This is a genomic window from Neisseria musculi, assembly GCF_014297595.2.
GTDB classification, from domain to species: Bacteria; Pseudomonadota; Gammaproteobacteria; order Burkholderiales; family Neisseriaceae; genus Neisseria; species Neisseria musculi.
Genome location: NZ_CP060414.2, coordinates 1,983,799 through 2,006,754, shown reverse-complemented (window position 1 = coordinate 2,006,754; position 22,956 = coordinate 1,983,799). Strand labels below are relative to the sequence as shown.

Sequence of the window (22,956 nt, the reverse complement as noted above, 5' to 3'; positions counted from 1 at the left end):
CCGCGTGCTTGAAACCTCTTCTGAAAGTATCCCTATGCTGAAAAAAGTATTGATTGCCAACCGCGGCGAAATCGCGCTCCGTGTGTTACGTGCCTGCCGCGAAATGGGCATTGCCACCGTTGCCGTGCATTCTGAAGCCGATAAAGACAGCCTGCACGTGAAATTGGCCGATGAATCTGTGTGCATCGGCCCGCCGCCTTCGCCGCAGAGCTATCTCAATATCCCCGCCCTAATCGCCGCTGCCGAAGTCACCGGAGCCGATGCCGTGCATCCGGGTTACGGATTTTTAGCCGAAAATGCCGATTTTGCCGAGCAGGTGGAGCAGTCGGGCTTTGTGTTTATCGGCCCCAGGCCTGCCACTATCCGCCTGATGGGCGATAAAGTGTCGGCCAAACACGCTATGATTGAGGCGGGTGTGCCCTGTGTGCCGGGATCTGAGGGTGCGCTGCCGGACAACGATGCCGAAATCGTCAAAATTGCCGAACAAGTGGGCTTTCCTGTGATTATCAAAGCATCGGGCGGCGGCGGCGGGCGCGGTATGCGTGTGGTCGAGAAAAAAGAAGACCTGCTCAAAGCGGTGGAAATGACCAAAACCGAAGCCGGCATGGCCTTCGGCAACCCCATGGTTTACATGGAACGCTATCTGCAAAAACCGCGCCACATCGAAATTCAGGTGTTGGCCGATGAACACGGCAACGCCGTTTATCTGGGCGAGCGCGACTGCTCCATGCAGCGGCGCCACCAAAAAGTTATTGAAGAAGCCCCCGCCCCCGGCATCACCGACAAAGAGCGCAAAAAAATCGGCGAAGCCTGCGTGGCCGCCTGCAAGCGCATCGGCTACCGCGGTGCGGGCACATTTGAATTTCTGTATGAAAACGGCGAATTTTTCTTTATCGAGATGAACACCCGCGTGCAGGTGGAGCACCCCGTTACCGAGCTGATCACCGGCATCGACATCGTGCAGGAACAAATCCGCGTTGCCGGCGGCCTGCCCCTGCAATATAGTCAGAAAGACATCGTGCTGGAAGGGCACGCATTCGAGTGCCGCATTAATGCCGAAGCCCCCTACAACTTCATTCCCAGCCCCGGCCTGATTGAAAGCTGCCATCTGCCCGGCGGTTTGGGCATACGCGTGGACAGCCATATTTATCAGGGCTACCGCATTCCGCCCAACTACGACAGCTTAATCGGCAAAATCTGCGTTCACGGCAAAACCCGCCAGCAGGCTATGGCCAAAATGCGGGTGGCGCTGGCCGAGCTGGCGGTTACGGGCATCAAAACCAACGCCCCGCTGCACCGTGATTTGTTTAACGACCACGACTTCCAAGAAGGCGGGGTGAGCATTCACTATTTGGAGCATTGGCTGGAAGCCAAAAAAGCCAAATAACAATGCAGAGCGGCAAACACCAACCGCCCGTTTTGAAAGGCTCCCAAAAGCCGGGCAGATTAACCAAGCGGTTGGCAAGGACTGAATCCTACACTCCACTCAACAGGATTCAGTCCTTTTCATTTCAATTTAATCTTATTATTGCTTGCGGCTTATTGCTTGCGGCGGCGATGACCGCCTGCTTTGAAACCATCACAGCGCCTGCCCGGTTGAAAGAGAGCGGTTGTGCAGACTGCTGCAGCGGCAACCGCGTGCTTTCGCAATGTTTGTATATCCTGAAGCCTGCCGTTTTGCCTTGTTTTATCGCTTGGAAATGTTTCAGACGGCCTCAGGGCAGGTATGGCGCAGCTGAACCATAATCAATATTGCCCGCAGCCGCGCCCTGTGTTGAAAACGAAGCGGCTTTATCCCCGAGGGGCAAAGCCGGAAATGCTATAGAGAACCGGGGATTCGCCGTGTCAAACGTCTAATTCATCGCTCAGATAAACTTTACCGCCTTTATCGTGCGGCATCATCAGATTCATCAGCAGCGCGGCGGTGCCGCCCATGCAGATGGGGTTTTGAAACAGCTCTTTCACGGGCAGCAGGGCAAACACCTCGGGCTTGAAGCTCACACCCAAGCCCAAACCGATGGAAGTGGCGGCAATCACGGCTTCACGGCGGTCGATGCCGTTGGTCATGATAATGCGCACACCGGCGATGGCAATCAGGCCGAACATCAGCACCATCGCGCCGCCGATAACCGGGCTGGGAATGGTGGTAAACGCGCGGCCCACCACGGGAAACAGCCCCAGCAGCACCAAAATGGCCGCAATATATTTGCCCACATGGCGCGAAGCCACGCCGGTCATCTGAATCACACCGTTGTTTTGGGCGAAAGTGGTGAGCGGCAGTGACCCCAGCGCGGTGGCAATCACCGACACCAAACCATCGGCAAACACACCGCCGCGCAGGCGTTTTTGAAATTCACCGCCTTCATAGTCTTCGCCGGACACCATCGCCGTGGCGGTTAAATCGCCTACCGCTTCAAAGATGCTCAGCAGATACACCAGGCCGGCCACCAGAAACGGAACAAATTGAAAATCAAAGCCGTATTTGAACGGCACAGGCACGGTAAACAGCGGCAGGTTTTCCAACACCGAAAAATCCACCATGCCCAAAAACAGCGCCACCACATAGCCCGAAACCATGCCCACGGCAATGCCGCTCATGCGCAGCAGCGGATTTTTCAGGCTGTTGAAAAACAGCACCACCGCCAACACAAACGCTGCCAACGCAATATTCTGCCAAGCGCCGAAGGTGCCGTTGCCCATGGCTGCATAGCCGCCGCCGAATTCGGTGATGGCCACGCTGATCAGGCTCAAGCCGATCATCATTACCACCACACCGCTCACGGTGGGGGTGATGACTTTTTTCAGGTAGGGCAGCAGCCATGCCGAGCCGGCCACCAAAAACGCGCCCACAAACGCCACGCCGAGCAGCGCGGAGAGCATGGCGTGTTCGTCCAAGCCCTGCTCCTTCATGCCCAAGCCCAGTGAAATCATCACGCCCACAAACGAAAAATTGACCGACTGAATCGACAACATGCCCGAGCCGACAGGCCCGAGGCGGTTCACCTGCAGATAAGTGCCGATGCCCGAGGCCACCATCGCCATCGACACCAAATAAGCCGTCATTTCCGGCGGCAGTTTCAGCGCACCGCCCACAATCAGCGCCGGCGTAATCATCGGCACGAAAATCGCCAACAGGTGGGTGGTTGCGCTTAAGAGTGCGTTGGCGAAGGGCGGTTTGTCTTCCAGGCGGTAAACCAAGTCGGGGGCATCGCTTTTGCGGGGAGGGGCTGACATCGTATATTCCTTGTGTAACCGAACGATAAAATTTGTAAGCGCAGATTGTAAACAATCCAAGTGCCGACTTCAATTTCAAAGCGGCGGCTCCCGTTGGGAAAAACACGCCCTCCAGCATAACCGCATAAAAACCGGGCCGTCTGAAAAGCCGCCGAAACGTTTTCAGACGGCCTGAAAAACCTTTGCAAACCTTTGCAGGGCACGCATAATCAGCATTTCCCATCTATTTCAAAGTAGGCTACAATCGCCCGTTAACGGATTCACGGGCTTCGCTGAAACGTTGCCGCACCCCGGCGCAAAGAGAAGATTCTGCAGGCCGCGCAGGCGGCAGATTGAAGCGGCCGCATATTGTTTCTGCTGTTTTCGGCCTGTTGCGCGGTGTTGAAAATGAACCCGTTACACTTTAACCGAATGTTCGAGAAATAAGGTTTTACCATGTTAAAAGGCAGTTTGGTTGCCCTGGTTACCCCCATGAATGAAGACGGCAGCATCAATTACGGCGGGCTGCGCACCTTAATCGACTGGCACATCGAAAACGGAACCGACGGCATCGTGGCCGTAGGCACCACCGGCGAGAGCGCCACCCTGCCGGTTGCAGAACACTTGGCCGTGGTGGAAGCCGCCGTCAAATATGCCGGCAAACGCGTGCCCGTGATTGCCGGAGCCGGTGCCAACAACACCGAAGAAGCCATCGAGCTTTCCAGAGGTGCCGAGCGTTTGGGAGCCGACTACACCCTGTCGGTCGTCCCCTACTACAACAAACCCTCGCAGGAAGGCATTTACCGCCATTTCAAAGCCATCGCCGAAGCCTGCAGCATTCCCATGATTGTTTACAACGTGCCCGGCCGCACGGTGGTGGATATGGGCAACGAAACCATACTGCGCCTGGCCGAAATTCCCAATATCGTAGGCGTGAAAGAAGCCAGCGGCGACATCGCCCGCGAAACCGACCTGATCAACCGTGTGCCGGAAGGCTTTGCAGTATATTCGGGCGATGACCCCACAGGTTTGGCGTTTATGCTCTGCGGCGGAGACGGCGTGATTTCGGTGGCCGCCAACGTTGCCCCCAAACTGTTTGCCGATATGTGCCGCGAAGCCATTGCCGGCAATACCACCGCCGCGCGTGCGCTGAATAAAAAGCTCATTCCCGTGTATGACGTGATGTTCTGCGAACCCAGCCCCGCCGCCCCCAAATGGGCGTTGTCTGCAATGGGATTGTGCCAACCCCATGTGCGCCTGCCGATTGTTGAACTTTCTTCAGACGGCCAAGCCAAAGTACACAGCGCGCTGAAAAGCGCCCAACTGATTTAACCGGAGGAATCCCGCGAATGAACCGCATCAAAACGGCAATATCCCTGATTGCTTTGGCCGGCCTGGCCGCCTGCTCGGGCAGCAGAGAGCAGCCCAAATTCGATTATCAAACCCAAAACCGCAAAGTGGTGAACCTTGAAGTTCCGCCCGATTTAACCAACCCCGACCAAGGCAATCTGTATCAGATTCCTGCCGGCTCGGGTGCCGTGCGCGCCAGCGATATAGCGCGCCGCAGCGGCGCACAGCAGCCTGCCGGCCAAGCCGTGCTGCAGGGTGTGAAAGGCGTGCGCCTCGAGCGCGACGGCAGCCAGCGCTGGCTGGTAGTGGAAGGTAAGCAGCCTGCCGAAATCTGGCCGCTGCTGAAAGTGTTTTGGCAGGAAAACGGCTTTGAAATCAAATCGGAAGAGCCCGCCATCGGTCAAATGGAAACCGAATGGGCGGAAAACCGCGCCAAAATCGCCGGCGACGGCCTGCGCCGCCTGTTTGAAAAAGTGGGCTTGGGCGGCATTTATTCCACCAGCGAGCGCGACAAATTCATTATCCGTGTAGAACACGGCCGCAACGGCACCACCGACATCTTCTTCGCCCATAAAGGTATGCAGGAGGTGTATGGCGACAAAAACAAAGACACCACCATGTGGCAGCCGCGCCCCAACGATCCCAACCTTGAAGCGGCCTTTCTCGCCCGCTTCATGCAGTATTTGGGCATAGATGCCCGGCAGGCCGAAAACGCCTTGGGCAGCAGTGTTGCCCCCGCAGCCCGCAGCAGCAGCGATTTGGCTTCCGTCAGCGGTGATGCCGTTTTGGTAAGCGGCGACCACAACCGCAACTGGCGCCGCATCGCGCTGGCGCTCGACCGCATCGGCCTGACCGTGCTCGGCCAAAATGCCGAACGCCACGCATTTTTGGTGCAGCCCGCGCCGCAGGAAGGCACGGCCGTTTCTGCCAAAAAAACCGGTTTTTTCAAACGCCTGTTCGGTAAAGGCGAAACCCAAGCTGCCTCGGCTGCGGCCGCCCGCCCCGAGCTGATTGTGTATGCAGAGCCGTTAAACAACGGCACCCGCATCCGCCTGCTCAACCGCGACGGCAGCGCCTACCGGGGCAGCGATGCTTCTGCATGGTTGGGCCGTCTGCACACCGAATTGCGCTGATAACCACGCTTGCCGCCTAAATAGCAACGGCAAAGAATCAGGCCGTCTGAACAATATTTTTCAGACGGCCTGATTCTTTGCCGGCTCAATGGTTTTGGCGGCGTGGCAGCATCCGCCAACGGCATTCGGCAGGACAAACAAAACGGGCAGCGTGTGCCTCAACCATTACAATAGCGTAGAGCAGATGCAGCAAACCACGTCCCGCTGCCGTTCCAACCCCCACCTTATTATTTGATTTCATAGGGAAACTCACTTTATTTGAAAATAACAACATAATGGTGGCGAAAGGCCGTCTGAAAAATATTGTTCAGACGTCCTGATTCTTTCAAATTAAAGCATCTGCGTCATACTCGGGCTTGACCCGAGTATCTTTTTGTTGTGAGAGAAATAACAGATGCTCGGATCAAGCCCGAGTATGAGGGCAGTTGGAGATTAGTATGACGACAATTGGTTATTTCAGACGGCCTAAATAAGCTTTGAAAAGCCTCTGCCTGTTGTTTGTACAAAATATCCGTTTATTTCAGCAACATTTCCTGCAACAATTTCATTCCCCACTGCCAGCCGTTCAGATGCCCGTTCAGACGGCCGGGTTGCGGGGCGGCCAGTAGGCGTGCGCCCCAAAGCTGCGCCTGCTGTTGCGCCCATTTTTGCGGGCATTCACGGTCGTTTCTGCCGATAACCAGCGCGCTGGGGCAGTGGCAGCGCACCCGTTGCAGGGTGTGGTCGGCATCATCGGGAAACGCATCTTGGCGGGGCGACACCAATATCATGTTTTTTACCCGCTTCTGCATATTCACATCGGCCAGATAAAGCCATGACAGCCAGCCCGAAATGCCCGCTCCGTGGGCAACGGCGGCAATATTGCGGCTGTGGATGCTGCCCACTGCCGCGCCCACGGCCTGCTGCCATTCGGCGATAGGCCGGCTGCGCGAAACCGCTGCCGTGCGCACGGTGGGGTAGCTCAGCGCCCAGCGGTCTATCCACATTTCGGCTTCATCGGCATCGCGTACCAGCAACAGGGTTAAGTCTTCGAGCTCGTGGCTTTGCATGGTTTACCCGCCGCAGGCTTTCAGGTTGGAGCGGGCGTGTTGCCGCCCGCGTTTGTAGCTTTCGCGATAGACATACGGCGCGGCAAAGCCGCCGGCATCGACCATATGCCCGGCCAAAGAGGCTGCCGGGCTGCCGGCGTTGTTGCGGCTCGCGGCCAAACCGCTGCGTGTGTGCATCTGCCCGGTGATGCGCAGGAAGCTGCTGCAGCGGTTTGGATATGGCTGTTTGATTTTGGCGGCACCGGAGTAATGCCGGCTGCGGCAGGCCGTCTGAAAGCAGCGCCCGGTTTGGGCGGCGGCTTCAAAGCGGCTGCGGTTGGGGTGGCCGTCTGAAGTGTAGGGGTTTTGGCTGCGGCAGGTTTGTGCGCAAACGGGCGGAGCGGCGGCAACGGGCAGGGCGGCAAAAAATGTGTTCATGGCGGGCTCATGGGGTTTAACGCGTTTTCAGACGGCCTCTTGTTTTTTTAACGCGGTATCCGGATTTCAAGCCCGAATCTGCGCCGGCCGCGTTGTTTTCAATATCAAAGGGCATAATCATATTCCACCACCAGCGGCGCGTGGTCGGAAAATTTCTCGTCTTTATAAACATGGGCGCAAACGGCTTTGGCCGCCAGATCCGGCGTTACCATATGATAATCGATGCGCCACCCCACATTGTTGGCATAGGCCTGCCCGCGGTTGCTCCACCAGGTGTAGCCCGGCTCTTCGGGGTAGAGCGTGCGCCACATATCCGTCCAGCCCAAATTATTGATAACTTTGCCGATCCAGGCGCGTTCTTCGGGCAGGAAGCCCGAGTTTTTCTGGTTGCCTTTCCAGTTTTTCAGATCGATGTTTTGGTGGGCGATGTTCCAGTCGCCGCACACCACGATATCGCGCCCCGCCGCTTTCATCTCGGCCAGCATGGGGTAGAAAGCATCGAGAAAGCGGTATTTGAGCGCCTGCCGCTCCGGCGCGCTGGTGCCTGAGGGCAGGTAGAGCGAAATCACGCTCAGATTGCCGAAATCGGCGCGCACAAAACGGCCTTCGCGGTCGAATTCTTCGATGCCCATGCCGTATTGCACGCTGTCGGGCTTCTGTTTGCTGTATATTGCCACGCCGCTGTAGCCGCGCTTTTCGGCGCAATGCCACACGCCGTACATACCGTGCGGGTTTTTCATATCTTCCGACAAATCAGGCTCTTGGGCTTTGAGCTCCTGCACGCACACCATATCTGCGCCCGAGGCGGCGATATATTCGAGAAAACCTTTTTTATAGGCAGAGCGGATGCCGTTTACATTGGCAGAAATAATTTTCAGCATGATAGGGTTTGAGGTGTGTTGGATAAAGCGCGATTGTAGCCCAATTTCCGGCCGTCTGAAAAAAGAAAAGCCGTCTGAAACACCCGCTGAAACGCTTGGTTTCAGATGGCCTGAGGATTCGTTGGAACGCGCTGTGGAGAAAAACGCCATAACGGCTTTGATGGCTTGTCCCAACAGAGTGCCGCCGTGGTTAAAACCGCCCCGGTTCGGCTGCGCGGTTGTGCAGAAACCGCCTTTTGCAGCGGCCGGGTCGGCTTCCACTCCGGCAATTTCCGATTTTTCATACCGGAAACCACCAACTGCGGCTGTACGGGTAGAAGCACTTTTCAGACTGTAGAGCGGCCTGCCCGAAAGCGGGCTATCAGAGCGCAGGCGCGGGCTGCCGGCACGGCGGCGGCTCTGCTATAATCCTTACGGTTTTTTTGTGATAGAAAGTTTGCAAATGTCTGATTTCCGACAAGATTTTCTCAAGTTTTCGCTTGAGCAGAAAGTATTGAAATTCGGCGAATTCACTACCAAAGCCGGCCGCCAATCGCCGTATTTCTTCAACGCCGGGCTGTTTAACGATGGCGCTTCCACCCTTGCGCTGGCGCGTTTCTACGCCCAAGCCATTATCGAAAGCAAAATTCAATTCGATATGCTGTTCGGCCCCGCCTATAAAGGCATCATTCTTGCCGCCGCCGCTGCCATGATGCTGGCCGAAAAAGGCATCAACGTGCCGTTTGCCTACAACCGCAAAGAAGCCAAAGACCACGGCGAAGGCGGCGTGTTGGTGGGCGCACCGCTCAAAGGCCGCGTGCTGATTATCGATGATGTGATTTCTGCCGGCACATCCGTGCGCGAATCCGTGAAATTAATCGAAGCCGAAGGTGCCGCCCCCGCCGCCGTTGCCATTGCGCTCGACCGCATGGAAAAAGGCACGGGCGAGCAATCGGCGGTGCAGGAAGTGGAGCAGCAATACGGCCTGCCCGTGGTGGCCATCGCCAACCTGCGCGATTTGCTTTCGCTGCTCGAAGACCATGCCGAACTCGGCGAATATCTCAACCCCGTGCGCGCCTACCGCCAACGCTACGGCGTGGCGTAACACGGCGGGGTTATCGACAGGCAGAATCCCGGCAAAACCGGCTCAGGCCGTCTGAAACCCCGGGCTGCGTTATTCCGCCGAAGGCAAGGCCGTCTGAAACACAAGGCCGTCTGAAAATATGTTCAGACGGCCTTTCTCTTTTTCTGCCGGCTTATTTCTGCCGGTGCAGGCCGGCCCGCTGACAAAAAACGGCGCATGACAAAAAAATAAACCTTATGTTCGCAATTTCGGCATTCTGCTGCCGAAAATCGTCATGTTAAATTAGGTTAGAAATTTGTTTGAATAATTTCTTTGGCATTAACACAGCAAGGAAACAAAATTTAAATATTAATTATCAACTATTTATTAAAATATCAAACCCCGTTTTCATAATTTGGCACAAGCATTGCTTGATACCTGGCAACCGCGAGAGGCCAAGCCCAAGCCCAAGCCCAGGCAGAAGCAGCAGCCAAAAGCGGCAAGCTGTAAATTCCTTCTTCTTTTGATTGCAGTACAACGTGCCAAGCACATTACGGTTTTACAACTATATAAATTTTATTCACTTTTAAACTGGAGTTTTAACATGAAAGCTATTCAAAAAGGCTTTACCCTGATCGAGTTGATGATCGTTATTGCGATTATCGGTATTCTGGCCGCCATCGCCCTGCCGATGTATCAAAACTATATCGCCCGCTCTCAAGTGGCGCGTGTGATGGGTGAATCAGGCAATCTGAAAACCGTTGCAGAAACCTGCGTTTTAGACGGTAAATTTACAGTAGGATCGGCAGCAGGAAATTGCCACATCGGCGCGACCGGTTCCAATCTGCTGACCGGTGCCGCCCAAAGCAGTGAAACGCTGGCTACTGGAACCGGTGTGCCGCAGGTTACGCTTAATAATAACGGTACAGCAACCATTGTTGCCGAATTCGGAAACAATGCTGCCGCCGACCTGCAGAAGGAAACTTTAACTTGGACACGTAGCACCGATGGTACTTGGACTTGCTCAACATCTGTTAAAGAAAAATACAGAGCTTCAGGTTGTTCTGCCACTTCTGCTACTGCTACTCCTTAATCAACAACCTTAATAACTTTTAAGGTTTAACCGAAAAGCGCACTATAGCAATATGGTGCGCTTTTATCCGATACAGGCAACTACCGCACAGGGTTTGGACTGATGCCTTATTGGAAGGTATCACCTAAATACACAAAATAAAACAACGCTGCCGATGCAGCGGCAAGAGTGAAACATTCGGGAAATTCTGGCAGAAACGCCGATAAAGCGTATGCCGCATTTGAAACACGGCAGGCTTAACTTTAGGGGCTGTACTAGATAACTAGGGAAATTTAACTTCAGGTTAGAATAATCCCTATGAGAAAAAGTCGTTTAAGTCAGTACAAGCAAAACAAACTGATTGAACTATTTGTTGCAGGTGTTACCGCCCGCACAGCGGCGCAATTAGTTAGCGTCAATAAAAATACCGCTGCCTATTACTTCCACCGTTTGCGCTTACTTATCTATCACAACAGCCCGCATCTGGAAATGCTTGATGGTGAAGTAGAAGTTGATGAAAGCTATTTTGGCGGACAACGCAAAGGCAAACGTGGTCGCGGTGCGGCTGGCAAAGTGGCTGTATTCGGGCTTTTGAAGCGTAATGGTAAGGTTTACACCGTTGCCGTACCCAATACACAAACTGCGACTTTATTGCCAATTATCCGCGAGCAAGTGAAGCCTGACAGCATTGTTTATACCGATTGTTACAAAAGTTATGACGTTCTTGATGTGAGCGAATTTTCACATTTTCGGATCAATCACAGCACACATTTTGCTGAGCGACAAAATCACATTAACGGAATTGAGAACTTTTGGAACCAAGCAAAACGCCATTTACGCAAGTTTAACGGCATTCCCAAAGAGCATTTTGAACTGTATTTGAAAGAGTGTGAATGGCGTTTTAACAACAGTGAGATAAAATTTCAAATTTCTATTTTAAAACAATTAGTAAAGCAGGATTTATTCTAGTTATCTAGGACAGCCCCTAACTTTAAGGATAAAAAATGGCTGACAACACAATGCGCGGGTTTACACTAATCGAACTGATGATTGTAGTGGCAATTATCGGCATCATTTCGGCTATTGCTTTGCCCATTTATCAAAACTACACCGCCAAAACACAGCTTACCCGGGCGGTGTATGAGCTTTCATCTACCAAAGCCGCTATTGAAACCATTCTTGCCAGCGGCGGTTTCCCCACGGTTAATCCTGCCGACAACGGCAAATCTTATCCGCAAGGTGGCATCTACGAATATATCGGCATCAACGGCGACAACCCTGCTTCCAATATCATCAACTTAGCAACCATCGATGCAGGCGGCGGGCGGTTTGGCGGCATTGAAGCCACACTCGGCGGCAATGTGAATGCGGTGTTAAACGGCACCAATATCAAGCTCAACCGCGATACCGATGGGGCTTGGCATTGCCGGATTGAGTTGGCCAACGCCACTATGAAGCATTTAAGCGTGGCCAACTGCACGATTCAAACTCTGACCCCGTAGCAGCGGCGATGCCCATAGCGGAAACCAGCGTATGATTTACGCCTGCACCAGCATGGTGGCGGGTAGGCTTTTAAACTTTACGATGCTTTTTGATGGGCTGTAGAGAGCCTCAGGCCGTCTGAAAGATATTTTTCAGACGGCCTTTTATCATTGCCGTGTTTTGATTTTCAGATAAAGCGGGGTTGTCCCGTATCAAACATCAGGTAGGTGTGCAGCGGCGGGGCGTGGTTTGCCGCATCTGCTCTGCGCTGCTGGGGTGGTTGCGGTACGTTGCCGGCCCTGTTTGTCCTGCCGGATGCCGTTGGCGGGTGCTGCCACGCCGTGAAAACTATCGGGCAGGTAAAAACTATCGGGCAGGTAAAAGCTATCGGCAGACAGTAATAATCAGGCCGTCTGAAAGATATTTTTCAGACGGCCTTTTATCATCGCCATATTTTGATTTTCAGATAAAGCGGGGTTGCCGTATCAAACCAAACCATCAGGCGGGGGGAGGGGAGCGTGCGCCAAACCGGTGGCGATGCTGTTTGTGAACAAGCGGTGTTGCATCTTTCAAAGCGGGCGGCGGCGGTGCTTTAAAAATTGAAAAGAGCCGGGAAACCGGCCCTTTGCTCCGCACGCCGCTGAGGGGTTATTGGCGGTAGTGCCGTAAAAAGCGTGCCAGCCTGCCCATGGCTTCTTCGATTTGGTGGATATGGGGCAGCGTTACCACGCGGAAGTGGTCGGGGCGTATCCAGTTGAAGCCGCTGCCCTGCACCAGCAATACTTTTTCCTGCAGCAGCAGGTCGTAGATAAATTTGGCATCGTCTTGAATGTTATACATTTCCGTGTCGATTTTGGGGAAAAGGTACATCGCGCCCCGGGGTTTGACGCAGCTGATGCCGGGGATTTGGGTGAGCATCTGGTAGGCTTGGTCGCGCTGCTCCAGCAGGCGGCCGCCGGGCAGCACCAGCTCGTTGATGCTCTGATAGCCGCCCAGCGCGGTTTGAATGGCGTGCTGCATGGGGGTGTTGGCGCACAGGCGCATCGAGGCGAGCATATCCAGCCCTTCGATATAGCTTTGGGCGTGGTGTTTGGGGCCGTTGAGTACCATCCATCCCATGCGGAAGCCGGCCACACGGTAGGCTTTGGAGAGGCCGTTGAAGGTGATGGTGAGCAAGTCGGGGGCAAGTGCGGCAATGTGGTGGTGCTGCGCGCCGTCATAAAGGATTTTGTCGTAGATTTCATCGGCAAAAATCATCAGGTTGTGCCGGCGCGCCAGCTCGGCGATTTCGAGCAGGATTTCTTTGCTGTACACCGCGCCGGTGGGGTTGTTGGGGTTGATCACCACGATGGCTTTGGTGCGGGGGGTGATTTTTGCTTCGATGTCGGCCGTGTCGGGAAGCCAGCCGTTTTCTTCGCTGCACAGGTAATGGCGGGCGGTGCCGCCGGCGAGGGTGGCGGCGGCCGTCCACAGCGGATAATCGGGCGCGGGAATCAGAATCTCATCGCCCTCGTTGAGCAGTGCCTGCATCGACAGGGTAATCAGCTCGGATACGCCGTTGCCGATATACACATCGTTTACGGTGATGCTGCGCAAATCTTTGGTTTGGTAATAGTGGACAATGGCTTTGCGCGCCGAAAACAGGCCTTTGGAATCGCAATATCCCTGCGCGGCGGGCAGGTTGCGGATAACGTCCACCAAAATCTCATCGGGCGCTTCAAAACCGAAAGGCGCGGGATTGCCGATATTGAGCTTTAAGATTTTATGGCCTTCTTCTTCGAGGCGGACGGCTTCTTTGTGCACAGGCCCGCGGATGTCGTAGCATACTTGGTCGAGCTTGGCGGATTTGGGAATGGGGTTCATGTTGCGGCCTTGCTTTGTGGAACGGAAGCCGTAAATGTACCGCGTTTGCGGGTTGCTGCAAAGATGCCGGCGGCAATATGGTGCCGTTTTATTGTTGGTATTCAGACGGCCTCTGCCTTTACAGCCGCATTCAAAAACGTTTAACCTTGCATTTTTCCGAGAGATTCAGAAAGCACGCCATGTTATTGAAACCCGCCGCCGCTCTCTTTGCGGCAATCCTGCCGCTTGCGGTTTATGCCGCCGTGGATATCCAGCGTTGGTACACGCCTGAGGGCACGCAGGTGCTGCTGGTGGAGCGGCATCAGAATCCGATTGTCGATGTGCAGATCAGTTTCAAAGGGGCGGGCAGTGCTTTCAGCCCCGAAGGCAAAGGCGAGGTTGCCGGGTTTGCCGCCGCGCTGCTGACGGGCGGCACGCAGCGGCTTGACGAAGAAGCCTTTAAAGAGCAGGCCGACAGTTTGGCCGCCGCCATCAGCAGCGACAGCAGCAGCGAGGGCACCGCCGTTACCCTGCGCAGCCTGAGCCGGCCGGGCAAACTCAAACCGGCCTTGAGCCTGCTCAACCAGGCGCTCGCGCAGCCGCGTTTCGATGCCGCCGTGTTCGAGCGCATACGCAAACAGAGCATCACCGCGCTGCAACAGCAGGAAACCGACCCGGGCTTTATCGCCGAACGCGCACTCGCCCGTCTGAATTATGGCAGCCACCCCTACGGCCGCCCTGCGCAAACCAGTGTGGACAGCATACGCCGCATAACGCTTGACGACATCCGCGCGTTTTACCGCAGCCGCTACGGTAAAAACAACGCCGTGGTGGCGGTGGTGGGCGACATCGACCGCCGCCAAACCGAGGCTTTGGTGAGGCAGGCGCTCAACGGTTTACCCGCGCACAGCAGCCAAAGCGGCACCGTGCCTGCGGTTCCCGAGCATCTGCCCCGACAGCAGAATATTCCGTTTGCCGGCGAACAGGCGCAAATCGTGATGGGTATGCCCTTAATCAAACGCAATGATCCCGATTATTATGCCCTGGTGGCGGGCAACTATATTTTGGGCGGCGGCGGTTTCGACAGCCGCCTGATGAAAGAATTGCGCGACAAACACGGCTACACCTACGGCGCATCGAGCAGTTTGGAGCCTTCTTCCGAAGCCGGGCCGCTGACCATAGGTTTCTCCACCCAAAAAGCCAACACATCTGCCGCGCTGGCCGCCGCCCGCAAAGTGCTGGCCGACTTTTCGGCCGAAGGCCCCACCGAGGCCGAGCTGCAACAGGCCAAAGCCAACATCACCGGCAGCTTTCCCCTGCGTTTCGACACCAACGCCAAGCTGCTGGGCTATCTGAGCCTGATCGGTTTCTATAATCTGCCCGATGATTATCTCGAAGCCTATCCGAAGGCGGTTTCCGCCCTGACCGCCGGGCAGGTCAAATCGGCCTGGCAGCGGCGCGTGAAAGCAGAAAATATGAATATCGTGGTGGTGGGCGCGGAGCAGGGGGAGACTGAGGCTGCGGCTGGTTACCGCCCGATAAAACGCCGTTGAGCGGGAATGTTTGAAAGTGCGCTCTGCCGCAACGGGTTATCGTGAGGCCGTTGCTTTCCGGCACCGGGCAGGCAGTGAAAAAAGTGCGGCAATGCCGTAACGGCAATAAAAAAGGAGCGGTAACCAAAGATTCGGGATGCAAAGATTCAGGATACACAGATTCAGGCCGTCTGAACACCATTTTTCAGACGGCCTGTTTGCGGCCGGTGCTTGTGGGCGCACGCCTGCCTGCCCGCGTTAACATACGGCGGTTGGCTTCCCGGTTTGCCGGCAAACCCGCCCGCTTGGTTTCCGTTGCGGCGTTGCGCTGCTTCAGCTTAAGAGCGGTTGGGCAGGCGGGCAAAAGCGGCTCCGTATTGCTTTTACCGTTTGCGGTTCACCGCTTGGCATGTTGGCCGCACCACCCCGGGCCGGTATTGAGGCTGCAGTCTCTGCCCGAATATTTTTCAGGCCGTCTGAAAAATGGTTTTTCAGACGGCCTGAATGCCGTGATTTCCGCGCAGGCGGCAAATCCGAATGTTCGGTATCCGGGTGTTTAAGCGGTATTTCAATCTGTTTTTTCGGTTTACGCCCGGTGCAGAAGAGGGGCGGATAAATTTCTGTGAAGCGTGTTGAATGTTAAAAATGGTGTGTAAAGGCTGGGGTTTGCACTTTATGGATGCTGAGCGTTTTTTGTTTCTGCCGGAAACGGCGGCTTGCGGGGTTGGCGTATGCCCAAAAACCATACGGTTTTGCTGTGCCTGCCGTTATTTTCGGCCATGCTTGATAATTTCACCATGTGGTTTTCGGCAAAGCGCAAAGTGCAGGGTTTTCTACATTTCAGGCCGTCTGAAAAATGGTTTTCAGACGGCCTGAATCTTGGTGCAGCCTATCCTGCGCGCGCGGCTTGATCACACGCCCTGTTTCAAACTGGCTTCGATAAAGCCGTCCAAATCGCCGTCCATCACGGCTTTGATGTTGCCCACTTCGTAGGAGGTGCGCAAATCTTTGATGCGCGACTGGTCGAACACATACGAGCGGATTTGGTGCCCCCAGCCCACATCGGATTTGCCCTCTTCCAGCGCCTGCTTTTCTTCGTTGCGCCGGCGCATTTCCAGCTCGAACAGCTTGGCTTTGAGCATATTCATGGCTTCATCGCGGTTGCGGTGTTGCGAGCGGTCGTTTTGGCACTGCACCACGATGCCGGTGGGGTTGTGGGTGATGCGCACGGCGGAGTCGGTTTTGTTGATGTGCTGGCCGCCCGCGCCGGATGCGCGGTAGGTGTCGATGCGCAGGTCGGCGGGGTTGATGTCGATTTCGAAGCTGTCGTCCACTTCGGGGTAAACAAACACCGAGGCAAACGAGGTGTGGCGTTTGTTGTTGGAATCAAACGGTGAATAGCGCACCAGGCGGTGGATGCCGGTTTCGGTGCGCAAGAGGCCGTAGGCGTATTCGCCTTCGAGCTTGACGGTGGCGCGGTTGATGCCGGCGATGTCGCCTTCGTCTTCTTCGAGCACTTCAACCTTAAAGCCTTTGCGCTCGGCATAGCGCAGATACATGCGGTAGAGCATGCCCGCCCAGTCTTCGGCTTCGGTGCCGCCTGCGCCGGCGGTGATGTCGATAAAGCAGTTGTTCACATCGGCAGGCTGGTTGAACATGCGTTTGAATTCCAAATCGGCCATCATCTGATCGAGTTTGGCGATGTCTTCCTGCACGGCGGCGAAGCCGGCTTCGTCGTTCTCTTCCACCACCATTTCGAGCAGCTCGCGGTTATCGTCGATGCCGGCGGCGATGTTGTCGAGCGTGAGCACGATGCCTTCGAGCACTTTGCGCTCTTTGCCGATTTCTTGGGCTTTTTTGGGGTCGTTCCAAAGGTCGGGGTCTTCGGAGAGGCCGACCACTTCTTCGAGGCGGTCTTTTTTACCATCGTAATCGAGATAGCCGCGGATGTCGCTGCTGCGGCCGGCAAGGTCGCCCAGCATGGCGTTCAATTGGTTGACGGTTTCGGCTTCAATCATGGTTTTCTCTTGCTATAAGGTCTTTCTTTAAGGGGCGTATTGTACTGGATTTTACGGGGGCGGGCTATTGTGAAAGGCCGTCTGAAAAGGGTTTCAGACGGCCTGTGTGTCGGTTGCTGCTGCGGTTCAGCGTTTGGCTTTAAACCCCAGAAGATGCTGCTGCGCGGCCAGCCATGCGCCGGCAATGCCGAGGGCGGCCACGGCGGCAAACACAAGCACTATCTCCCAAAAATAGAAGAAACGCCATTCGATGTTCAGCCCGTAGGGCTTGAAAATCTCACTGACCGGCTGTTTCGACACGCCTACCAGCCAGGCGCACAGCCCCAGGCTCACGGCCACGGCACACACGCTCTGCCAGGCCGCCAAATAAAGGAAGGGGCGGCGGATAAACGAGGCGGGTGCGCCCAGCAGTTTGGTGATTTCGATTTCTTCTTTGCGGCTTAAGATTTGCAGGCGTATGGTGTTGTGCGCCGCCAAAACGAAAGCTGCCCCGAGGGTGAGGGCGAGAAACCGGAAAACCTTGTGTGCGAAATCGTTGATTCGGTAGAGTGTCTGCATCCATTCGGTGTCGAGCCTGGCTTCTTCCACCATCGGCAGGTTGCCCAAATCTTTTTGCAGCAGCTTCATTGCTTCGGGCGGCGTGGCGGGGTCGGGGGTAACGATAAATACATCGGGCAGCGGGTTGCTCTCGAGCATCGGCACCAAATCCTGCCCGCCCATGCTCGATTGCAACTCCTGAAGCCCTTTTTGTTTGCTCACGAATTCGGTTTTCTGAATGCGCCTGTCTTGCGCGAGCAGGGTTTTCACGGCCTCGGTGTCGCCTGTGTCGGCACCCGGCTCCATATAAACGGTAATCTGCGGCGACTCGCTGAGTTTGCCGATAACGGCCTGCGAGCTTTGCACGCCCAGATAAAGCACCAGCGGCAGCGTCATCGCCACGGCCAGCATCAGCAGAACCAGCAGCGTGCCCACAGGCTGTTTCAGCAGGCGGCGGGCGGCGTTGGCGGCGGCATCGAGGTGGAGAAACAGGTATGGGTTCATGATGTGAATCTGCCTTCCTGCAGGCGCAGAATGCGGTGGCCGTAATCGGCCATCAGGGTTTCGTCGTGCGCGGCCACGATAACGGTGGTGCCCGCTTCGTGGAAAGTTTTGAACAGTTCCATAATATCCAAGGCATAAGCGCGGTCGAGGTTGGCGGAAGGCTCATCGGCAATCAGCAGGCTGGGCTGGTGTACCACGGCGCGGGCGATGCACAAACGCTGCTGTTCGCCGCCGGAGAGGGTAATCGGATCGGCAAGCTCGCGCCCGCCCAAGCCCACTTTCTCGATGGCGGTGCGGGCGCGCTTGTCGGCCTGTTTGGCATCGTAGCCGATGATGCGCAGCGGCAGCAGCACGTTTTGCAGCACGTTGCGGTCATAGAGGATTTTATGGTCTTGGAACACGATGCCGATGTGTTGGCGCATAAAGCCGATTTGGTTATCGTTTAAAGTGCCGGTGTCCTGCCTGTTAATCCACACCTTGCCCCGGGTGGGTTTGGTGATGCCGGCAATCAGTTTGAGCACGGTGGATTTGCCCGCGCCCGAATGCCCGGCCACGAAAATCATTTCCCCCTTGCTGATAGTGAAGCTGACGTTTTTCAACGCTTGAAAGCCGCCGGGGTAGGTTTTGGAAACTTGCTCGAAACGAATCATGGGTTTGTCCGCCAAAGTTGGTTTCAGACGGCATCAGGCCGTCTGAAAGATTATGCGCGATTATACCGAATAATGTTGCTCGGTTCAGCCGTATGCAGCAGCCGGGCGGGCTGCCGCTGCGGGAAATGCCTACACGCCTGTGGTGGGCAATACAGCGGTGGCCGGGGCTGCGGGTTGGAAATAAGCATAGGCGGTGCAGCGCAGGCATTGGCAGTGTCGTCAGGAGGCCGATGCGGTTATTGTTTTAAAGAATGGTTGTGTGGGGAGGGGTCGGATTGCCTACACTTTATAAGGTAGTTTTTTATTTTCTGCCGGAACGATGGTTGGGTGATGTTGGCGTGTGCTGAAAAACTTCGCGGCTTTGCCGTGTCTTTCGGGATTCTCGGCAATCCTCAAAAATATGAAAATGGTTCTTCAGGCAAAAACGAAAAGTGTAAACAACGCTGGATTTTCCATTAAGCCGGTGACCATATTGATCACTGGCTCTGTTAGCTGGGTGGTTTAATTCAAGTAAATTTATTTTAAAATCAATTTATTGAATTTTTAAAATTTAAATAATAATAATTATTATTTAAATAAATAAGGTTTTGGTGTAAATTATTTGGTTATGAGATTGATCGCAGTTTTACTACTTTATTATTAATGTAGGTTCCAAATAGAGAAAGGTCTGTTTATGCAACTGTGTGCACCAAAATCCTTCCGTTTGAGCGTGCTGGCGCTTGCCCTTGCTTCGGGATTTGCCTATGCCGACACGGAACAGGCTGAGTTAAATACCGTTAGAGTAGTCGGCACGGCCGTGCCGACCCGCATTTCCCGCGCCCAATTGGATAAAGAAGTGGCTACCGATCTGAAGCAGGTTATGAAAGATCAGATAGGCATCAATGTCGGCGCAGGCAACGGTGTCGCACAGTATTACAGTATCCGCGGCCAGGGGGAGGACAATATCAATTTGGATGTGGACAACACCAGCCAGTCCAACAAAATCTTCCACCATCAAAGCCGGTTTCAACTTGATCCGGCTTCGGTAAAAACCATCAGTGTCGAAAAGGGCACAGGCTCTGCCAGCGCAGGCATCGGCGCAACGGGGGGCACCGTGAAGGTCACCACGGTTGATGCCAAAGATTTACTGCTCGATGGCAAACCTTTCGGTTTCAAACTGGGCTCGACAGTCAGCAGCAACAAAGGCTGGAGCGGTAATGCTGCTGCCTATATGTATCAAAACGGCTTCGATGCGCTGGCGGCCGTGAACTATCTGCACAACGATGACTATAAAGACGGCAGCGGCCTGAAAAACACAGGCAGCAAACTGAAGCAGCGCAGCTATTTGGCCAAGCTCGGTTATGATTTCAACGAAAACCACGGTATCCGCCTGAGTTACCGCCAGGAAGACCAAAAGGGCAGCCGCACCGACAAAGCCGAATTTATGAATATCAACAACTTTGTTTCCACCGGCAACGGCAGCCAGTCGAAATATAAAGGCTTTGAGGGCACCGAGCAGAAAGAAGAAACCTTCAACCTCGCCTACCGGGGCCGGGATGTCGGTTTTTTAAGCAAAATCGATGCCAATATTTTCCAAATCAAAACCGATGACTACAAACCGCCCAAAGGCGCGCCCAACGATAATGAGAAAAGCAGCAGGCTTGAGTTGAGCCAATCCAAAGCCTCCGGTGCCAACCTTAATCTGGCCAGCGAACTGTGGAACCGGCACACGTTGAAATACGGTGTCAATTACCGCCGCGAGTCTTCCCGGCCTTCCGACAAAAGTGCATGGCTCAACATACTGGGGCTGTATGACCGGCAAGACGAAAAGAAAACCGACTACGGAATGTATATAGAAGGCATTTGGGATTGGGCTCCCGTAACGCTGACCACCGGCCTGCGCTATGACCATTTTAAATTCGATTCAGCCAACAGGCAGAGCGTATCAGGCGGCCAATTCAACCCAAGTGCGGGTGTGATTTGGGACGTAACGCCCACATTCTCCCTGCTCGGAACGCTCAACCAAGCCAGCCGCTCGCCCCGCCTTAACGAAGTGCTGCTGGCCAACGAGCGCGCCGGAGCCGCTGCCGATGTTGATGCCGGCTTGAAAGCCGAAACAGCGCGCCGTGCCGAAGTCGGTTTCAGATGGCGCAACGATAATTTCAGCGTGGCAGGCAGCCTGTTCCAACAAAACATCAAAGACGTTATCGCCTACCAGTGGGCAGGCATCAGCAACAGCACCGGCACGATCAACAGCCGGGGGCGCATTTTCAACGGCGGCAGGCTCAAAAACCACGGTTATGAGCTGGATGCCGTTTACCGCAACGGCGGCCTGACCGCACGCGCGGGCGTGTCTTACGTCAAACCGAAAATCGGCGGTACCCTGTATGACGGCTCGAAGCTGATTGATGCTGACAACTATGAAAGCTCTTTTTACTTTTGGAATACCGGCCGCCAATGGCTGACCAGCCTTGCCTACCGCTTCGCACACCCGAATCTCGAAATCGGCTGGCGCGGCCGTTATGCCCAGCGCGTTGCCTACACATCGGGCAGCCGCGCGCCGTATAACAAAGGCCACAAAGCAGGCTACGGCGTTCACGATATTTTTGCCAACTGGAAACCCACCGGGAAAGACAATCTCAACATCAACGCCGGCATCAACAACATCGGTGATAAAAAATACCGCAGCCACGGCCAACGCTTCAGCAACGACCCCACCCGCATCAGCTTCTATGAACGCGGCCGCGAGTATGTATTGGGTGTGAACTACCGCTTCTAACATTCAAAGCCGCATTCTGCCGCAGCCGCTGGCGGCATTAAATCTCAGGCCGTCTGAAACGGTTTTCAGACGGCCTGAAACGGTTTTGCCGCGCCCGCCTGCAAAAAACAGGGGGCGGGCGGAGGTTCGGATTAATCCAACAAAGCATCTATAAATGTTTGTGCGCTAAACGGGCGCAGGTCGTCTATGCCCTCGCCTACACCGATATAGCGCACGGGAATCGGGCGGTTGCCGGCGAGCGCGGCAAGAATGCCGCCTTTGGCGGTGCCGTCCAGCTTGGTAACAATCAGCCCGGTGAGCCCCAGCGCATCATCAAAGGCGGCAACCTGGCCGATGGCATTTTGGCCGATGTTGGCATCCAGCACCAAGATGATTTCGTGCGGTGCATCGGGTAGGGATTTTTGCAGCACCCGCTTCACTTTTTTGATTTCTTCCATCAGGTGAAGCTGCGTGGGCAGGCGGCCGGCGGTGTCGGCCAGCACAATATCGATGCCGCGCGCTTTGGCGGCCTCAACGGCATCGAAGCACACAGCGGCAGAATCGCCGGTGGTTTGCGAAATCACGGTAACGCCGTTGCGCGCCCCCCATTCCTGCAACTGCTCGCGGGCGGCGGCGCGGAAGGTGTCGCCCGCGGCCAGCAGCACCGATTTGCCCTGTGATTGGAAATATTTGGCGAGCTTGCCGATGGAAGTGGTTTTGCCCGCGCCGTTGATGCCCGCCAGCATAATCACAAACGGTTGGCCGCTGTCGGGGATGGCCAGCGGCTGCTCCAGCGGTTTGATTAAATCGTAAACCGCGTCTTTTAAGGCACCGCGCAACTCGCTGCCGTCTTTGAGGCCGCGCAGCGACACGCGCTTGCGCACGTCTTTCATCAGATAATCGGTGGCTTCCATGCCCATGTCGCCGGTGATCAGCACGGTTTCGAGCTCTTCGTATAAATCTTCGTCAATCTGCCCGCCGCCGAACACGCCCGCCAGCGATTTGGCCATGTGGTCGCGCGATTTGGCAAGGCCTTTTTTCAGGCGCGCCGCCCAGCCGGTTTTAGCGGGTTCGCCTGCTTCGGCAGCAGCGGCAGCCGGAGCGGCGGGCATGGCGGCGGCGGTAAGGGCGCCGGGCTGTTTCAGGCTTCCGGCTGTTTCATTGCTGCCGGGTGCCGGTATGGTTTCAGCCGCCGGCGCGGCTTCGTTTTCAGACGGCCTGATATGGCTTTCAGCCGCCGGCGCGTTGGGGTTGTCTTGCCCGGGCAGGCCGGTTTCGGTGTCGGCGGGGTTTGCTGCCGGTTGGGCGGCAGGACGGTTTGGCGGGTGTGCCCCAACGGCTTGCGGCTGTGTTTCGGGCAAAGAAGAGGCTTGCTCTGTCGGCGGGGAGGCGCTTTGCCCATCGGGCGCGGCGCCCGTTTGCGCAGGCTCGGCGGCGGGTTCGGCATTATTCTGGTTTTTTTTGCGTTTAAAAAAGCTGAACATGGGGTTTCCCTTG

The 22,956-nt window shown here is 55.3% G+C and carries 21 protein-coding genes; 12 read left to right on the top strand and 9 right to left on the bottom strand.

The window, feature by feature from the left end; all coding sequences use genetic code 11:
• Positions 1-34 precede the first annotated feature (34 nt).
• On the top strand, positions 35-1,387 hold the full coding sequence (gene accC, locus H7A79_RS10490; RefSeq protein ID WP_187000204.1) for an acetyl-CoA carboxylase biotin carboxylase subunit: 1,353 nt from the start codon (positions 35-37) through the stop codon (positions 1,385-1,387).
• A gap of 2 nt (positions 1,388-1,389) precedes the next feature.
• Positions 1,390-1,746: a hypothetical protein gene (locus tag H7A79_RS10485; RefSeq protein WP_187000203.1), complete on the top strand. Its 357-nt coding sequence runs from the start codon at positions 1,390-1,392 to the stop codon at positions 1,744-1,746.
• A gap of 99 nt (positions 1,747-1,845) precedes the next feature.
• On the opposite strand, the gene H7A79_RS10480 is transcribed toward H7A79_RS10485, so the two are convergent.
• A complete protein-coding gene (locus tag H7A79_RS10480) occupies positions 1,846-3,234 on the bottom strand; it encodes a nucleobase:cation symporter-2 family protein (RefSeq protein ID WP_135034523.1) in 1,389 nt (462 codons plus the stop codon).
• Positions 3,235-3,669: 435 nt separating this feature from the next.
• Between H7A79_RS10480 and dapA the strand changes: the two genes are divergently transcribed.
• Together dapA and H7A79_RS10470 are read left to right on the top strand one after the other, a co-directional pair.
• Positions 3,670-4,545, top strand: coding sequence for a 4-hydroxy-tetrahydrodipicolinate synthase (gene dapA, locus H7A79_RS10475; protein ID WP_135034524.1), 876 nt, complete (start codon positions 3,670-3,672; stop codon positions 4,543-4,545).
• 17 nt (positions 4,546-4,562) lie between these two features.
• Positions 4,563-5,696, top strand: a complete 1,134-nt coding sequence (locus H7A79_RS10470) for an NlpB/DapX family lipoprotein (protein WP_187000202.1) — start codon at positions 4,563-4,565, stop codon at positions 5,694-5,696.
• Positions 5,697-6,211: 515 nt separating this feature from the next.
• On the opposite strand, the gene H7A79_RS10465 is transcribed toward H7A79_RS10470, so the two are convergent.
• The 3 genes from H7A79_RS10465 to H7A79_RS10455 form a co-directional block, all read right to left on the bottom strand.
• Positions 6,212-6,745, bottom strand: coding sequence for an alpha/beta hydrolase (locus tag H7A79_RS10465; protein ID WP_187000201.1), 534 nt, complete (start codon positions 6,743-6,745; stop codon positions 6,212-6,214).
• Positions 6,746-6,748: 3 nt separating this feature from the next.
• Entirely contained in the window at positions 6,749-7,162 is a 414-nt protein-coding gene (locus H7A79_RS10460; protein WP_187000200.1) for a hypothetical protein, read from the bottom strand.
• Positions 7,163-7,266: 104 nt separating this feature from the next.
• A complete protein-coding gene (locus H7A79_RS10455) occupies positions 7,267-8,043 on the bottom strand; it encodes an exodeoxyribonuclease III (RefSeq protein ID WP_187001696.1) in 777 nt (258 codons plus the stop codon).
• A gap of 442 nt (positions 8,044-8,485) precedes the next feature.
• Between H7A79_RS10455 and pyrE the strand changes: the two genes are divergently transcribed.
• From pyrE to H7A79_RS10435, 4 genes are all read left to right on the top strand, one after another.
• Positions 8,486-9,127 (top strand): orotate phosphoribosyltransferase, encoded by a 642-nt coding sequence (gene pyrE / locus H7A79_RS10450; protein WP_187000199.1) that lies wholly within the window; start codon positions 8,486-8,488, stop codon positions 9,125-9,127.
• A 373-nt stretch (positions 9,128-9,500) separates the two neighbouring features.
• Positions 9,501-10,178, top strand: coding sequence for a pilin (locus H7A79_RS10445; RefSeq protein WP_281384903.1), 678 nt, complete (start codon positions 9,501-9,503; stop codon positions 10,176-10,178).
• Positions 10,179-10,475: 297 nt separating this feature from the next.
• Positions 10,476-11,126 carry an IS1595 family transposase gene (locus tag H7A79_RS10440; protein ID WP_186999880.1) on the top strand — a complete coding sequence of 217 codons (651 nt, stop codon included), beginning with the start codon at positions 10,476-10,478 and terminating at the stop codon, positions 11,124-11,126.
• Between the two features lie 35 nt (positions 11,127-11,161).
• Positions 11,162-11,659, top strand: coding sequence for a pilin (locus H7A79_RS10435; protein WP_281384902.1), 498 nt, complete (start codon positions 11,162-11,164; stop codon positions 11,657-11,659).
• A 628-nt stretch (positions 11,660-12,287) separates the two neighbouring features.
• Here H7A79_RS10435 and H7A79_RS10430 read toward each other — a convergent pair.
• Positions 12,288-13,502: a pyridoxal phosphate-dependent aminotransferase gene (locus tag H7A79_RS10430; RefSeq protein ID WP_187000198.1), complete on the bottom strand. Its 1,215-nt coding sequence runs from the start codon at positions 13,500-13,502 to the stop codon at positions 12,288-12,290.
• 185 nt (positions 13,503-13,687) lie between these two features.
• Between H7A79_RS10430 and H7A79_RS10425 the strand changes: the two genes are divergently transcribed.
• From H7A79_RS10425 to H7A79_RS10415, 3 genes are all read left to right on the top strand, one after another.
• On the top strand, positions 13,688-15,034 hold the full coding sequence (locus H7A79_RS10425; RefSeq protein ID WP_377057691.1) for a M16 family metallopeptidase: 1,347 nt from the start codon (positions 13,688-13,690) through the stop codon (positions 15,032-15,034).
• A 41-nt stretch (positions 15,035-15,075) separates the two neighbouring features.
• Positions 15,076-15,573, top strand: coding sequence for a hypothetical protein (locus H7A79_RS10420; RefSeq protein ID WP_187000196.1), 498 nt, complete (start codon positions 15,076-15,078; stop codon positions 15,571-15,573).
• A 171-nt stretch (positions 15,574-15,744) separates the two neighbouring features.
• Positions 15,745-15,924, top strand: coding sequence for a hypothetical protein (locus H7A79_RS10415; protein WP_187000195.1), 180 nt, complete (start codon positions 15,745-15,747; stop codon positions 15,922-15,924).
• Here H7A79_RS10415 and prfB read toward each other — a convergent pair whose 3' ends face one another.
• From prfB to ftsE, 3 genes are all read right to left on the bottom strand, one after another.
• Positions 15,925-17,028, bottom strand: a complete 1,104-nt coding sequence (prfB, locus tag H7A79_RS10410; protein ID WP_187001693.1) for a peptide chain release factor 2 — start codon at positions 17,026-17,028, stop codon at positions 15,925-15,927. It lies immediately after the preceding gene.
• A 129-nt stretch (positions 17,029-17,157) separates the two neighbouring features.
• The gene (gene ftsX, locus H7A79_RS10405; RefSeq protein WP_377057686.1) at positions 17,158-18,072 is read right to left on the bottom strand and encodes a permease-like cell division protein FtsX; all 915 of its coding nucleotides are present in this window, start codon (positions 18,070-18,072) and stop codon (positions 17,158-17,160) included.
• Positions 18,069-18,722: a cell division ATP-binding protein FtsE gene (gene ftsE / locus H7A79_RS10400; RefSeq protein WP_135034579.1), complete on the bottom strand. Its 654-nt coding sequence runs from the start codon at positions 18,720-18,722 to the stop codon at positions 18,069-18,071. The genes ftsX and ftsE overlap by 4 nt, the downstream gene beginning before the upstream one ends.
• 673 nt (positions 18,723-19,395) lie before the next feature.
• On the opposite strand from ftsE, the gene H7A79_RS10395 reads away from it, so the two are divergent.
• On the top strand, positions 19,396-21,480 hold the full coding sequence (locus H7A79_RS10395) for a TonB-dependent receptor (protein ID WP_187000194.1): 2,085 nt from the start codon (positions 19,396-19,398) through the stop codon (positions 21,478-21,480).
• A 131-nt stretch (positions 21,481-21,611) separates the two neighbouring features.
• Here H7A79_RS10395 and ftsY read toward each other — a convergent pair whose 3' ends face one another.
• On the bottom strand, positions 21,612-22,943 hold the full coding sequence (gene ftsY / locus H7A79_RS10390) for a signal recognition particle-docking protein FtsY (protein ID WP_187000193.1): 1,332 nt from the start codon (positions 22,941-22,943) through the stop codon (positions 21,612-21,614).
• Positions 22,944-22,956: the final 13 nt, after the last annotated feature.

Coding starts and splice junctions, on each gene's coding strand:
- H7A79_RS10435 (WP_281384902.1), top strand. CDS start 11,162: ATGGCTGACAACACAATGCGCGGGTTTACACTAATCGAACTGATGATT.
- H7A79_RS10430 (WP_187000198.1), bottom strand. CDS start 13,502: ATGAACCCCATTCCCAAATCCGCCAAGCTCGACCAAGTATGCTACGAC.
- dapA (WP_135034524.1), top strand. CDS start 3,670: ATGTTAAAAGGCAGTTTGGTTGCCCTGGTTACCCCCATGAATGAAGAC.
- H7A79_RS10470 (WP_187000202.1), top strand. CDS start 4,563: ATGAACCGCATCAAAACGGCAATATCCCTGATTGCTTTGGCCGGCCTG.
- H7A79_RS10460 (WP_187000200.1), bottom strand. CDS start 7,162: ATGAACACATTTTTTGCCGCCCTGCCCGTTGCCGCCGCTCCGCCCGTT.
- pyrE (WP_187000199.1), top strand. CDS start 8,486: ATGTCTGATTTCCGACAAGATTTTCTCAAGTTTTCGCTTGAGCAGAAA.
- H7A79_RS10485 (WP_187000203.1), top strand. CDS start 1,390: ATGCAGAGCGGCAAACACCAACCGCCCGTTTTGAAAGGCTCCCAAAAG.
- ftsE (WP_135034579.1), bottom strand. CDS start 18,722: ATGATTCGTTTCGAGCAAGTTTCCAAAACCTACCCCGGCGGCTTTCAA.
- ftsX (WP_377057686.1), bottom strand. CDS start 18,072: ATGAACCCATACCTGTTTCTCCACCTCGATGCCGCCGCCAACGCCGCC.
- H7A79_RS10395 (WP_187000194.1), top strand. CDS start 19,396: ATGCAACTGTGTGCACCAAAATCCTTCCGTTTGAGCGTGCTGGCGCTT.
- H7A79_RS10440 (WP_186999880.1), top strand. CDS start 10,476: ATGAGAAAAAGTCGTTTAAGTCAGTACAAGCAAAACAAACTGATTGAA.
- H7A79_RS10415 (WP_187000195.1), top strand. CDS start 15,745: ATGCCCAAAAACCATACGGTTTTGCTGTGCCTGCCGTTATTTTCGGCC.
- H7A79_RS10465 (WP_187000201.1), bottom strand. CDS start 6,745: ATGCAAAGCCACGAGCTCGAAGACTTAACCCTGTTGCTGGTACGCGAT.
- H7A79_RS10480 (WP_135034523.1), bottom strand. CDS start 3,234: ATGTCAGCCCCTCCCCGCAAAAGCGATGCCCCCGACTTGGTTTACCGC.
- accC (WP_187000204.1), top strand. CDS start 35: ATGCTGAAAAAAGTATTGATTGCCAACCGCGGCGAAATCGCGCTCCGT.
- H7A79_RS10455 (WP_187001696.1), bottom strand. CDS start 8,043: ATGCTGAAAATTATTTCTGCCAATGTAAACGGCATCCGCTCTGCCTAT.
- ftsY (WP_187000193.1), bottom strand. CDS start 22,943: ATGTTCAGCTTTTTTAAACGCAAAAAAAACCAGAATAATGCCGAACCC.